The sequence below is a fragment of the Spirochaetota bacterium genome, assembly GCA_017999915.1.
Classification (GTDB): Bacteria; Spirochaetota; UBA4802; order UBA4802; family UBA5550; genus RBG-16-49-21.
The window spans coordinates 95,856-108,295 of the sequence record JAGNKX010000006.1 but is presented as its reverse complement, the minus strand read 5'-3'; the positions used below and the strand labels follow the sequence as shown (position 1 = coordinate 108,295).

The window sequence follows — 12,440 nt, the reverse complement described above, 5'->3', positions numbered from 1 at the left end:
TCTCAAAACCATGGTCTTTCCTGAAGGAAAGCCTCTACAAGGTCACTGTCAACAAATTTTCCCCCTGCTCCGCGCAGGTGAAGCAAAAAAATGAATACCGTTCATTTTTTAATTGACATTCAGTAAACTGGATGTAAAAAAGTACATTACCAACAATCATGATTGAAACATACGCCGGGAGCATCGTGAGTCCATGGCAGCCCCATACATGGCCATAACAACGAATTTTTTCAATCTGGAGGAAACGCACGTGGGCCATATCAATCAGTTTTTATTCGGCGCATACCGGGATCGGGCTATCAGCGATCAGCAAAAGGCGCGGAGCCTGTACATCATATGCGTGTCCATAGGCGGGATCATGCTCGCCCTCAACCTCTTTTTCATGCTGGTCCAGGGAAAAAACCTCGCGGATGTCTCGGTGCTGGGAATTTTCATCCTTGAAGGCATCATTATCACAAGCTTCATACTCACGAAAAAAGGCCATAATACCATTGCCTCCCACATCATGCTCGTGCCAATCATGTCGGTGGTATGGCTGACGATGGTCACCACCGCGGGCAAGGTTGAGATCGCTCGGGTCATCGACGCCATTATACTGCTGTTCCCGCTGATCGGGCTTTCGGCGCTTCTCACCAACAGGGTCTCGATAATCATCTACACGGCGGCCAACTGCCTCGCCCTCGGTGGATTCGTCAAGTTCGCCCTGGATAACGAGATCATGAGCAGGCCCGCCTCCTTCAGCTATTTAGCCGACGGACTCGCGGCCCTCATCATGCTGGGCATAATCTGCTTCACGATCCTCTCCAACAGCCGCCAGTCATACGACTCGATCAACATGGCCCTCGGAGAAAGCAACCGCCACCGCGAAAATATAAACAGCATACTGCTGCAGGCGAACAGCGTCGCCGTGGACCTTGCGGGGGCCACGGGCAACATGGCGAGCATGACCAAGTCATTCTCCATAGGCGCCCAGTCACAGGCAGCATCCGTCGAGGAAATAACCTCGACCGTCGAAGAGGTGACCGCCAGCGGCGACTCGATATACGGCATGGCCATGAACCAGTCTCATCTCACGGACAAGGTCAGGATCGACATGGAAAACCTCTATGGCATAGTCGCCAAAGCGGGGGAGAAGATGCGCGACGCCGTCGTTATCCGCGACAGGCTCAATGAAATGGTCGAGAAATCAAAGGCCGAGATAAAAAACGTCCTGGCCGTGATGTCAACCGCGACCATGAAATTCAAAGACGTCCAGGAAACGGTAAACGTCATAGAGGACATATCCGAAAAGATCAACCTGCTTTCCCTCAACGCGTCGATCGAGGCGGCCAGGGCCGGAGATCACGGCAGGGGATTCGCCGTCGTGGCGGACGAGATCGGGAAGCTCGCCGACAGCACCTCCTCCAACGTCAAATCGATAAACACCTCGTTCTCGATGAGCAACAGTGAAATAAGCAACGTCTACGGCAGGCTCGAGGAGTTCGTCAGTTCCCTGAACAGCATGATCGACTGCATAACGGATTTCAGCAACCGCATTGACATCGTTGTCGATCTTACCAGGCAGGACCTGGACCTCAACAGTACCGCCCGGGAATCCCTCATGGACGTGTACAAAGAGGCGAACAGCATCCTGGCAGCCACGAACGAGCAGAAAACGGCCCTCCTGGAGATATCAAAAAGCATAACGATCATAAACGACACCACGCAGGATATCGCGATGAGCGCCCATGATCTGTCAACCACATCCGACAATCTGGTTAAAACATCCGGCGTGCTCAGGAACCTTTCCACGCGGAACGACGGTTAAAAAAACTAATAATTGGCGCCGTAAATCAATCGACGAGGCGGGGCAGGTTTTGGGAACAAAAATAATGAATACCGTTCATTTTTTAATTGACATTCATTTGACACCCGGGAGATACATACTATATTGAAATTGAACATTAATAAATTATGAAAGGATACGACTATGCCACAAATCGAACTCAACGGCGTAATGTACGAGGTTGACGAGGACGGCTTCCTCCAGGAGCCGGAGAAATGGACTGAAGCCATCGCGGCTGCCCTGGCCGGAAAGGAAGGCATCAACAGCCTCACCGACGAGCACTGGAAGGTGATGAATTACCTTCGGGACTATTACAAGGACAACGGCATCGCCCCCATGGTGCGCAAACTCACCAAGGAAACGGGCGTGCAGCTGAAACAGATGTACGAGCTGTTTCCGCAGGGGCCGGCCAACTCCGCGTGCAAATGGGCGGGACTGCCGAAACCGACCGGATGCGTATAACCCGCCGCCAGGACTGTTCCGGCGCCCATGGCCGACAGCACCCGAACGCAATCCCGCAGGGGAATCGCCGTCGCCGGCCTCAGGGGCGGCAGCGGCAAGACCCTGGTGACCCTGGGCCTCATCGGGGCGCTGAGGCGGAGCGGCATCGCCGCCGCCCCCTTCAAGAAGGGGCCTGACTACATCGACCCGGCCTGGCTCACCCGCGCGGCCGGCCGCCACTGCCACAATCTCGACACCTATCTCCTGGAAAGGGACGCCATCATTGATACGTACCTGTCCCGCAACAGCGACTGCGCCGTCGCCGTCGTGGAGGGAAACCGCGGCATCTTCGACGGCATGGACATTGAAGGGACCCACAGCGTCGCAGGCCTTGCCGGGCTCCTGGGTATACCGGTCATACTGGTGGCCGATTGCGCCAAGGCGAGCCGCACCGTCGCCGCCATGGTCCGGGGCTGCCAGGCCTTCGACCCTGACCTGGCCCTGCGCGGCGTGATCCTGAACCGCGTGGCCGGGGAGCGGCACCGCTCCATCACAGCCGGCGCCATCGAGCGCTACTGCGGCATACCGGTCCTGGGCGCCATCCCCCGCATACCGGGCCTCGACCTTGCGGAGCGAAGCCTGGGTCTCGTGCCGGTGCAGGAGCACACTGAACCGGACCGCATCATCGAGACCATAACGCGCGCCGTGGGCGCAGCCGTGGACCTCGACGGCATCATGGCCATCATGGAGCGCCATGGCTATCCGTCCCTGGCGTCGCTTTTCGGCGGCCCTGCCGACAGCGCCGCGCCTTCACCGGAAACCGGGAAAGCGGCTCCGACCATCGGCGTCATCCGCGACAGCGCCTTCACCTTTTACTATCCTGAAAACATAGAGGCCCTGGCCGGGAGCGGCGCCGCCATCGTCGAGATCGATTCGATGCGCGACGCGGCGCTGCCGCCCATCGACGGGCTTTACATAGGCGGGGGGTTTCCCGAGACCCACGCGCGGGAGATCGCGGCCAACGTCTCATTGCGAAAAGCCATCCGCGACGCCGTGGAGGAGGGCCTGCCGGTCTACGCCGAATGCGGCGGCCTGGTGTATCTTTCCGAAACGCTGGATGCCGGCGGAACGGAATACCCGATGACCGGCGTGTTCCCTCTCCGCTTCACCGTGAGCCGGAAGCCCCAGGGCCATGGCTACACCTGCTTCACCGTTGACCGGGGCAATCCCTATTATCCGCAGGGAACCGTTGTGCGGGGCCATGAATTCAGGTATTCGCGCCTCAACGGCGCCGGCGCCGTTGAAACCGTTTTCTCCATGGAGCGCGGCACGGGCCTCAGGGAGGGCCGCGACGGGGTCCTGTATAAGAACGCCCTGGGGACCTTCTGCCACACCCACGCCCTGGGAAGCGGCGTCACCTGGCCGCGGGCCCTGGTGGCCCTGGCCCGGGAGAGGATATCATGACTGATGTTATCAGGATCGCCGCGGTGAGCTGCCCCGCCCCCTTTGGCGACGTTGACGGGAACTTCTCATTAATGGAAGGGCTCCTTCAGGGTCCCGGGACCGCTGGCGCGGATATTGTCTGCTTCCCGGAGTGCTCCCTCACCGGCTACTGTCTCTCGAAGGACGCCCTGGACCTGGCCGAGGAAGTGCCCGGCCCCCTCACCGAACGGCTCATCCAGACGAGCAGCACACGGGGGTGCGCGGTGATCGCGGGATTCATCGAACGCTCCGGCGGCGAATTTTTCATAACCCAGGTCGCGGCGGGGCCAGGGGGCCTGATAGGGCTCTACCGCAAGATGCACCTTTCTCCCGGGGAGCAGCGACTCTTCGCGGCCGGGAGCGAAACGCCCGTCTTCCGGTGGAAGGGCTTCTCCTTCGGCATCGGCCTCTGCTATGACGCGCACTTCCCCGAGCTCGCGACCCTCTACGCCCTGGCCGGGGCGGACATCATATTTTATCCCCACGCGTCGCCGCCGCCGGAAACCCCGGCGGAAAAGCTCGCCCGGTGGCTCCGCTACCTGCCTGCGCGGGCCTACGACAACGGCCTTTACGTGGCGGCCTGCAACCAGTGCGGCGACAACGGCCGCGCCATGGTGTTCCAGGGGGCGAGCCTGGTCCTCGATCCGAAGGGCGAGATCCTGGACAGCTCCCACGGAGACGGCGCCGCCATCGCGGCCGCCGATGTGCGCCGCGACGTCATCGGCCGGGTGCGCTCCTCGTCCATGGGGTATTTCCTGAAAGAGCGCCGCCCCGGCGCCTACGGCGGGCTCGCCGGCAATTAATAACAAGAGCCCCATCCCGGCATCCCGGAATGGGGCTCTCCCGCATAATTCTTTGCTCTATACAAACCCCGAACAAAGGCCCGGGGGATTTTCTTGCCGGCGTTACCAGCGGTACTGCATCGACGACCGGTAGGTCTCCGTGGCGGTGGTGAAATCGTCCACGTGGTCCTCGGTGAACTCTATGCCGGTGAGGGTGAAGAAGCGCTCCCACCCGATCCGCTCGATCCACTCGCCCAGGCGCTCGTACTTGCGCGAATGCTTAACATACACCTCGACGATGTTCTTCAGGGCATCGGTCACCTCGGGCCAGCGGGGCGGATTGTTCGGCAGGAAGGGTATCGCCAGGCGCGAGAACATCGGCGCCTTGCGCGCGTTGGAGACCTTGCCGCCGACAAAGATGGCGAGGCCGTCTCCCTCGGCGTCGGCCAGGGGCATGGCGGGGCACACGGTGTAGCAGTTGCCGCAGTACATGCACCGCTCGCGGTTCACCACCAGGCCGTCGCCGTCCGGGTTCTTCCGGATGGCCCCCGTGGGGCACGACCGGATCGTGGACGGAATCTCGCACGCCTTGGTCAGGCGGTCATTGTCGATCTTGGGGGGCTTGGTATGGACGCCCACCACGGCCAGGTCGGAGCAATGGACGGCGCCGCACATGTTGATGCAGCAGGCCACGGCGATGCGCAGCTTCGACGAGAGCCTGAACTCGGTGAAGTAGCCGTAGAGCTCGTCCATGATCGCCTTCACCAGGCCCGACGCGTCAGTGGCGGCGCTGTGGCAGTGGATCCACCCCTGGGTGTGGACGATGTTCGACACGCAGTCGCCGATGCCTCCCACCGGGAGCCCCATGGCCTTCGCCGCCGCTACGATGCCGTCGACGTTCTCCTTCTTCGGCGTCATGAACTCCACGTTGGCCCGGCTCGTGAACCGGAGATGGCCGTCGCAGTACTTGTCCGCTATGTCGCAGATGTCGCGGACACAATCGATGCTCAGCAGGCGGGGCGTGCCAGCCCTGACGGTATAGAGCACGTCGCCGCCGGCCGCGACGTGGCGCATCACGCCCGGCTTCAGAATCTCGTGGTAATCCCATGTACCGTAATTTTTCTTGATGGCCTCCGGCAGCATGGTGCGGAAATCCGGGGGGCCTATATCTGTGCGTGCCATAATGTTTTCCTCCTGCGATAGTTATCGGTTATAAAATACGAAGGGATTCGACCGCGGATGCTTGACCATCTGCGGCAGCGGCTTCATATCCATGGCCTTCAGGAACACCTTCAGGCCGACGCGCGAAATGGTCTCGGCGATACGCTCGCGGTTCCTGCCGTTCTCGTCCCACCAGTCCCACATCTTGGCCAGCAGGTCCTTGATCTCCTTGTAGGGCGGCTTGATCTCCATGAAGGGGACCAGCACCCAGGAGAGGAAGGCGCCGCGGAGAATCGGCGCCTTGCCGCCGATGAGAATGGCCGCGCCCTTCTCCGCGCCCGGCTTGACCGCCTTCGTGAGCTTGTTGATGCAGTGCATGCACCGGACGCATTCCTCCGGCCGCACCGACAGGGTCGATGTTTTTTCGTCGAAGGAAAGGGCGCTCCCGGGACAGCGGTCCACGATGTCCTCCTTCATGTTCACGCCCTTCGCGACGTATTTCTTGATCTCGTCGTTGTTGATCCTGATGCTGCCGCGCCAGGTCCCGATGATGGTGAAATCGGACCGCGCTATGGCGGCCACGCAGTCGTTGGGACAGCCGGAGGCCTTGATCTTGAACTTGTAGGGCCACCGCGGCCGGTGCAGCTCGTCCTGGAACGAGTGGGTCAGGTCGTGGATGAGGTCCAGGGTATCGAAGCAGGACCATTCGCACCGGGCCGGTCCCACGCATCCCGTCGGCGTCCGCAGGCACGACCCGGAGCCTCCCAGGTCGAAGCCCGCCTCGGAAAGCTCGTTGAAGCAGGGCTGGACGCTGTCGGTCCTGGTGCCCAGCAGTATGATGTCGCCGGTGGAGCCGTGGAAGTTGGTCAGGCCGCTGCCATGCTTCTCCCATATATCGCATATCTTCCTGAGCGATTTCGTGTCATAGAACCATCCTGCGGGATGGTTCACCCGTACGGTGTGAAACTGTTCCGCGGCCGGGAACTTTTCGGCCACGTCCGAATAGCGGCCGATGACGCCGCCGCCGTATCCCACGACGCCGACGATGCCCCCGTGCTTCCAGTGGGTCACCTTGTCATTATAGGACAGCTCGACGATGCCGAGCAGGTCCTTCGCCGCGGGGTTCTTCTCCGCCGCGCGCTTGATCTCCTTTACGAAGCTGGGCCACAGGCCCTGTTCCAGCTTATCCAGCAGGGGTGTATCCGACATGGGTCACCTCCTCAAAATTTAATATCGATATCACCAATCTAGGGGCCATTCACTGAATGTCAATTAAAAAATGAATACCATTCATTTTTTAATTGACACGGGACGCCTCCGGCCGCACAATCACACCATGATCGAAAGGAGCAACAACGACACTGCCGCCCTGGTGGCGGAGATCTGCGAAGCCGTAGCGGTCCCCTGGAGCGAGCGTATCCATAACGCGGCCGGATGCTCCCCGGCGCGGGGAGAGGCGGACCGCTTCAGGAACATACGGGGCTTCATACTCCATGACACCATTCACAAGATCCTCGCCGGGATCGCCGGTGAGTGCGGGCGGGATTTCATGATCGGGTCCCTGGACACCTTCATGAAGCTGCAGTCCCTGGAAGCGACCGGGCCCGAAGACGCCGTCGATTTTCTCCTGATGCTGAAAACCCTTGTCGAGGAACACGCCGCCGGCCGTGACGGCGCCGGGAAAGAGGCGGTACGTGTCATTGACGCCGCCCTTGACGAATGGATATCGGTCGCGAAAGAACTCTACCATGAATACCGCGCCCTCATCCCCCGGCTGAAATCGAGGGAACGGCGGCGTACGGAAATACGGGTATTAAACGAGAATAAAAGCGTGGAGGCCGGCCAATGAAAAGCGCCATCGCCATAGCGGCAGCCGCCTGTATCGCCTTAGCCGCCTGGGCCTGCGCGGTCCTGGGCCTGAGGGGCCTCATCGGCATCGCCCTGCCCTACGCCGGCTGCCTGGTCCTGGCCGCGGGGATGCTCTGGCGCGTGGGCCGCTGGGCCCTGACCCCGGTTCCCTTCAATATAGCTGTCACCTGCGGCCAGCAGAAGTCCCTTCTCTGGGTGAAGGCGGAGCCCCTGGACAATCCCCAGCGCCCCTGGGCTGCGGCGCTCCGCATGGTCCTGGAAACGGCCCTTTTCCGCTCCCTTTTCAGGAATTCTAAAGCCGGCCGGTACGGCACGGCCATCGTGTACGGACCGGCCACGTGGCTCTGGCTGGGCTCCATGGCCTTTCACTGGTCCATGCTCGTCATCGTTCTCAGGCACCTGCGCCTCGCCGTCGAGCCGGTGCCGGCATGGACCGGGCTGCTGCAGAGCATTGACGGCGTCTTCCATATCGGCACTCCGCCTCTGCTTATCACCGACATTATCATAATCGCCGCGCTCCTTTTCCTTTTCATGAGGCGCATCGCGGACCGGCGTGTGGCCTATGTCTCGCTGTTCCAGGATTATTTTCTCCTGGCCCTGATCGGGGCCGTGGCCCTCTCCGGCATCTGGCTGCGCTATTTCGGCCGCGTCGACCTCCTGGCGGTGAAGCAGTACGCACTGGGGCTCCTCTCCTTCAGCCCGGTCCTTCCGGAAAAGGCGCCGCCCTCGTTCTACGTGCACATCGCCCTGGTCTCGATCCTGGCCGCCGCGATACCGGCCGGCAAGATATCGCACATGGCCGGCGTATTCTTCTCGCCGACACGGAATGCCGCCGCGGACAGCCGCAGGCGGCGCCGGGTGAACCCGTGGAACCCCGAGGTGCCGGTCCACAGCTACGGCGAGTGGGAGGAGGAGTTCCGCGACCGCCTGGCGAAATCAGGCTACGACCTTGAGGGAGGCGGCAATGGCTGAGAAATACCGACCCCACGACCTGGCCATGGCGGCCCCTATGCCCGCCGAAGACTGGAAGGATATGCCGGCGCCGATGCGCAAGGGCACCTACAGCCACGCCGGCGTGGCGAAGCACGTCCAGTACCTGGGCCTGCCGAACCCGCGGGAGTGGCAGCCCCATGACGGGGACTGGAAGCTCCCGCCGGACTGGAAAAAGATCGTCCTTGATGGTATGCGGGAGCGCCTGGGCCGGAACCGGTCGTTCCGACTCTTCATGGAGACCTGCGCGCGCTGCGGCGCCTGCGCCGACAAGTGCCACTTCTTCCTCGGCACCGGCGACCCGAAAAATATGCCGGTGCTCCGCGCCGAGCTCCTCCGGTCGGTCTACCGCGGCGAGCTCACCCTTCCGGGAAGGATCTTCGGCAGGCTCATCGGCGCCCGCCGCCTCACGGAGCAGGTTATAAAAGAGTGGTTTTATTATTTTTACCAGTGCACCGAGTGCCGCCGCTGCGCGGTCTACTGCCCCTACGGCATCGATACGGCCGAGATCACCATGATGGGCCGGGAGCTCCTGAACCTCATCGGCGTGAACATCAACTGGATCATCGAGCCGGCCTCGAACTGCTTCCGCACCGGGAACCACCTGGGGCTCCAGCCCCACACCTTCCGCGACAACATCGATTTCGCCGTGGACGAGATCCGGGAGCTCACGGGGATCACGGTGGAGCCCACCATAAACAGGAAGGGCGCCGAGATCCTCTTCATAATCCCGTCGGCAGACATCTTCGCCGATCCCCACATCTTCACCTTCTACGGGTACCTGATGATGCTCCACGAGATGGGGATCGATTATACCTTCAGCGCCTTCGCGTCGGAGGGAGGAAACTTCGGCCTCTTCCACTCGACGGAGCTGATGAAGCGCCTCAACGCCAAGATCTACGCCGAGGCGAAGCGCCTGGGCGTGAAGTGGGTCCTGGGGGGCGAGTGCGGCCACATGTGGCGCGTCATCCACCAGTACATGGACACCATGAACGGGCCGGCCGATTTTCTGGAAACGCCCCGGTCGCCGGTCACCGGCACGGTCTTCGACCACGCCCGCTCGACAAAGATGGTCCATATCTGCGAATTCACCGCCGACCTTATACACAATAAGAAGCTCGCCCTGGACCCCTCCCGTAACAGGGCCTACCGCGTGACCTACCACGACTCGTGCAACCCGGCCCGGGCCATGGGCCTCTTCGACGAGCCCCGGGCCGTCATCGAGGCCTCCTGCGATCATTTCTACGAAATGCCGGAGGAGACCATCCGGGAGCACACCTTCTGCTGCGGCAGCGGCTCCGGCATCGGCACGGACGAGAACCTGGAAATGCGCCTGCGCGGCGGCCTCCCCCGGGCCCAGGCGGTGCGCCACGTGCGGGAGCGCCACGGCGTGAACATGCTCTCCTGCATCTGCGCCATCGACAAGGCCACGCTCCCCACCCTGATGCAGTTCTGGGTCCCCGGCGTGGACGTGTGCGGCGTCCACGAGCTCCTGGGCAACGCCCTGGTCATGAAGGGCGAGACGCCCCGGACCGCGAACCTGAGGGGCGAGCCCCTCGGGGAGGAGGGCAGCAAAAATGAGTAGGATAATAAAGACGGCCGCCGCATTGACCCTGGTCGCCGCCCTGGTGGGGGCGCCCTTCTGGTGGAACGTCCTGCGCGGCGCGAAGAAAAAATCGCCGGCGCCGGAAAAGCCCGCCGTTGAAAAAGAATGCGTCCTCCCCGCGTCGGAGATGAGGGCGAACCACATGACCCTCCTCTTTCAATGGCGCGACGATGTCGTGCGGAAGGGCGTCCGCAGCGCCGTGACAATCGGCGGCAAACAGTACGAGAAGAGCCTCAGCGGCTCCTGCCTCAAATGCCATGCTAAAAAAGAAAATTTCTGCGACCGCTGCCACACCGCCCTGGGGTCGGCACCGGCCTGCTTTGACTGCCATATCGACACATCGGAGCGGGGACCATGGAACTGACACGGCTTGAATTCCTGAGAAAGGCCTGGCGCACCGGCATCATCATATTCGGCGGCGCCTCCTTCGAGATCATGGCCGGCAAAGCCCTCGGCGCCGAAACCGCGCCGCCGGCCGGAAAACGCCTCGCCATGGCGGTGGACCTCCGGGCCTGCCTGAAGGCGGGGCAGTGCGAGAAGTGCGTCGACGCCTGCCACCGGGGCCACAACGTGCCGGCCATACCGGACGTGAAGCGGGCCATCGCCTGGATCTGGCGGGACGACCTGGAGCGCGCCATGCCCGGCGTCCTGGACGACTTTTCCGGCGGGGAACTGCGCGGCGCGAAACCGGTGCTTCTCTGCAACCAGTGCGGGAACCCGCCCTGCGTGCGGGTGTGCCCCACCGGCGCGACCTGGAAGCGCGGCGACGGCATCGTCATGATGGACCAGCACCGCTGCATCGGCTGCCACTACTGCATGGCTGCCTGCCCCTACGGCTCCCGGAGCTTCAACTGGAGCGACCCGCGAAAATACCTGGCGAAGCAATCTATCAATAAAGACTACCCGACCCGCACCAAGGGGACCGTGGAAAAATGCGAGTTCTGCGCGGAGCGGGTCGACCGCGGCCAGGAGCCCCTGTGCGCGTCCGCCTGCGGTGAAAAGGCCATTGCCTTCGGCGACCTCCGCGATGGCGCCTCGGCGGTGCGGAAGGCACTGGCCGGAAGGATCGCCCTCCGGCGAAAACCGGAGCTCGGGACCGACCCGGCCGTATACTATCTCCTGTGAGGATTCCATGATAGAAAAAGTGTTCCATGGCCCGCGGCGCTACTGGCTCCTTCTCCTGGCACTGGGCCTCTTCATCGCAGCGGGGATATTCTTTTACTTTAAACAGACAACAGAGGGTCTTTCCGTTACCGGCATGTCCCGGAGCGTGTCCTGGGGCCTCTACATCGCCCAGTTCACCTTCCTGGTGGGCGTGGCCGCCTCGGCCGTGACGGTGGTGCTCCCCTACTACCTCCACGACCACCGGGCCTTCGGCAGGATCACGATCCTGGGGGAATTCCTGGCGGTGTCCGCGGTCGTCATGTGCCTTCTCTTTATCTTCGTCGACCTGGGACAGCCCTTCCGGATACTCCACGTCATACTCTATCCGTCGCCGACGTCCCCCATGTTCTGGGACACGGTGGTCCTTTCCCTATACCTGGTAATCAACATCCTGATCGGGTGGACGGTCCTCACGGCCGAGCACCGGGGAACGCCGCCGCCCGCCTGGGTGAAGCCGGTCATCTACCTGTCGATCCCCTGGGCGATCAGCATCCACACCGTGACCGCCTTCCTGTACGCGGGGCTCCCGGGGCGGCACCTCTGGCTCACGGCCATCACGGCGGCGCGCTTCCTGGCGTCGGCCTTTTCCTCCGGCCCGGCCCTCCTCATCGTGCTCTGCCGCGTGGCGCGGCGCTATACGGATTTCGACCCGGGCGACCGGCCCGAGCGCTCCCTGGGGACCATCATCACCTACGCCTTCAGCGCCCATGTCTTTTTCATTATTCTCGAAATATTCACCGCCCTCTACAGCGGCATCCCCACGCACCGGGCGCCGCTGGAGCGGCTCTTCTGGGGCTGGGGTGATCCCTCGTCGCTCACGCCCTATATGTGGATTTCCATAGCCCTGGCAGTCGCCGCCTTGGCGATTCTCTACACGCCGGCGCGGCGGCGCGACGCGGGCCTTCTTATCGCGGCCATCGCCGTGTTCGCCTCCGTGTGGATCGAGAAGGGCCTCGGCTTCGTGGTGGGAGGATTCATCCCCGATCCCCTCGAGAAGATACCGTCGTACCGGCCCACCCTGGCCGAAGTATTCATCACCCTCGGCGTGTGGGCAACGGGGCTTTTCATCCTTACCCTGCTCTTCAAGATAACAGCCGCGGTGCGGCGGAGAGATTGACGC

At 62.2% G+C, this 12,440-nt stretch carries 12 protein-coding genes; 10 read left to right on the top strand and 2 right to left on the bottom strand.

Annotated features, from left to right (window positions below; all coding sequences use genetic code 11):
• Positions 1-193 precede the first annotated feature (193 nt).
• From KA369_10445 to KA369_10430, 4 genes are all read left to right on the top strand, one after another.
• Positions 194-1,807 (top strand): methyl-accepting chemotaxis protein, encoded by a 1,614-nt coding sequence (locus KA369_10445; protein ID MBP7736379.1) that lies wholly within the window; start codon positions 194-196, stop codon positions 1,805-1,807.
• Positions 1,808-1,969: 162 nt separating this feature from the next.
• Positions 1,970-2,287 (top strand): TusE/DsrC/DsvC family sulfur relay protein, encoded by a 318-nt coding sequence (locus KA369_10440; GenBank protein MBP7736378.1) that lies wholly within the window; start codon positions 1,970-1,972, stop codon positions 2,285-2,287.
• A 27-nt stretch (positions 2,288-2,314) separates the two neighbouring features.
• On the top strand, positions 2,315-3,730 hold the full coding sequence (locus KA369_10435) for a cobyrinate a,c-diamide synthase (protein MBP7736377.1): 1,416 nt from the start codon (positions 2,315-2,317) through the stop codon (positions 3,728-3,730).
• A complete protein-coding gene (locus KA369_10430; GenBank protein ID MBP7736376.1) occupies positions 3,727-4,551 on the top strand; it encodes a nitrilase in 825 nt (274 codons plus the stop codon). Before KA369_10435 ends, KA369_10430 begins: the two co-directional genes overlap by 4 nt.
• Before the next feature lie 102 nt (positions 4,552-4,653).
• On the opposite strand, the gene dsrB is transcribed toward KA369_10430, so the two are convergent.
• Positions 4,654-5,712 carry a dissimilatory-type sulfite reductase subunit beta gene (gene dsrB, locus KA369_10425; GenBank protein MBP7736375.1) on the bottom strand — a complete coding sequence of 353 codons (1,059 nt, stop codon included), beginning with the start codon at positions 5,710-5,712 and terminating at the stop codon, positions 4,654-4,656.
• 21 nt (positions 5,713-5,733) lie between these two features.
• Positions 5,734-6,900, bottom strand: a complete 1,167-nt coding sequence (dsrA, locus tag KA369_10420) for a dissimilatory-type sulfite reductase subunit alpha (protein ID MBP7736374.1) — start codon at positions 6,898-6,900, stop codon at positions 5,734-5,736.
• 70 nt (positions 6,901-6,970) lie between these two features.
• Here dsrA and KA369_10415 point away from each other — a divergent pair, with 70 nt between their 5' ends.
• Genes KA369_10415 through nrfD form a run of 6 tightly spaced genes read left to right on the top strand, consistent with a single transcriptional unit; the run spans position 6,971 to position 12,437 of the window.
• A complete protein-coding gene (locus tag KA369_10415; protein MBP7736373.1) occupies positions 6,971-7,540 on the top strand; it encodes a hypothetical protein in 570 nt (189 codons plus the stop codon).
• Positions 7,537-8,532 carry a sulfate reduction electron transfer complex DsrMKJOP subunit DsrM gene (gene dsrM / locus KA369_10410; GenBank protein ID MBP7736372.1) on the top strand — a complete coding sequence of 332 codons (996 nt, stop codon included), beginning with the start codon at positions 7,537-7,539 and terminating at the stop codon, positions 8,530-8,532. The genes KA369_10415 and dsrM overlap by 4 nt, the downstream gene beginning before the upstream one ends.
• A complete protein-coding gene (locus KA369_10405; protein MBP7736371.1) occupies positions 8,525-10,135 on the top strand; it encodes a (Fe-S)-binding protein in 1,611 nt (536 codons plus the stop codon). Before dsrM ends, KA369_10405 begins: the two co-directional genes overlap by 8 nt.
• The gene (gene dsrJ / locus KA369_10400) at positions 10,128-10,520 is read left to right on the top strand and encodes a sulfate reduction electron transfer complex DsrMKJOP subunit DsrJ (protein ID MBP7736370.1); all 393 of its coding nucleotides are present in this window, start codon (positions 10,128-10,130) and stop codon (positions 10,518-10,520) included. The genes KA369_10405 and dsrJ overlap by 8 nt, the downstream gene beginning before the upstream one ends.
• Positions 10,511-11,281 carry a 4Fe-4S dicluster domain-containing protein gene (locus KA369_10395; protein ID MBP7736369.1) on the top strand — a complete coding sequence of 257 codons (771 nt, stop codon included), beginning with the start codon at positions 10,511-10,513 and terminating at the stop codon, positions 11,279-11,281. Before dsrJ ends, KA369_10395 begins: the two co-directional genes overlap by 10 nt.
• A 7-nt stretch (positions 11,282-11,288) precedes the next feature.
• Positions 11,289-12,437, top strand: a complete 1,149-nt coding sequence (gene nrfD, locus KA369_10390) for a polysulfide reductase NrfD (GenBank protein ID MBP7736368.1) — start codon at positions 11,289-11,291, stop codon at positions 12,435-12,437.
• The last annotated feature ends 3 nt before the right edge of the window (positions 12,438-12,440 follow it).

Excerpts from the sequence above, each read along its gene's own strand:
- KA369_10430 (MBP7736376.1), top strand. The coding sequence starts at position 3,727 with ATGACTGATGTTATCAGGATCGCCGCGGTGAGCTGCCCCGCCCCCTTT.
- dsrJ (MBP7736370.1), top strand. The coding sequence starts at position 10,128 with ATGAGTAGGATAATAAAGACGGCCGCCGCATTGACCCTGGTCGCCGCC.
- KA369_10435 (MBP7736377.1), top strand. The coding sequence starts at position 2,315 with ATGGCCGACAGCACCCGAACGCAATCCCGCAGGGGAATCGCCGTCGCC.
- dsrB (MBP7736375.1), bottom strand. The coding sequence starts at position 5,712 with ATGGCACGCACAGATATAGGCCCCCCGGATTTCCGCACCATGCTGCCG.
- KA369_10405 (MBP7736371.1), top strand. The coding sequence starts at position 8,525 with ATGGCTGAGAAATACCGACCCCACGACCTGGCCATGGCGGCCCCTATG.
- nrfD (MBP7736368.1), top strand. The coding sequence starts at position 11,289 with ATGATAGAAAAAGTGTTCCATGGCCCGCGGCGCTACTGGCTCCTTCTC.
- dsrM (MBP7736372.1), top strand. The coding sequence starts at position 7,537 with ATGAAAAGCGCCATCGCCATAGCGGCAGCCGCCTGTATCGCCTTAGCC.
- KA369_10415 (MBP7736373.1), top strand. The coding sequence starts at position 6,971 with ATGAATACCATTCATTTTTTAATTGACACGGGACGCCTCCGGCCGCAC.
- KA369_10440 (MBP7736378.1), top strand. The coding sequence starts at position 1,970 with ATGCCACAAATCGAACTCAACGGCGTAATGTACGAGGTTGACGAGGAC.
- KA369_10445 (MBP7736379.1), top strand. The coding sequence starts at position 194 with ATGGCAGCCCCATACATGGCCATAACAACGAATTTTTTCAATCTGGAG.
- dsrA (MBP7736374.1), bottom strand. The coding sequence starts at position 6,900 with ATGTCGGATACACCCCTGCTGGATAAGCTGGAACAGGGCCTGTGGCCC.
- KA369_10395 (MBP7736369.1), top strand. The coding sequence starts at position 10,511 with ATGGAACTGACACGGCTTGAATTCCTGAGAAAGGCCTGGCGCACCGGC.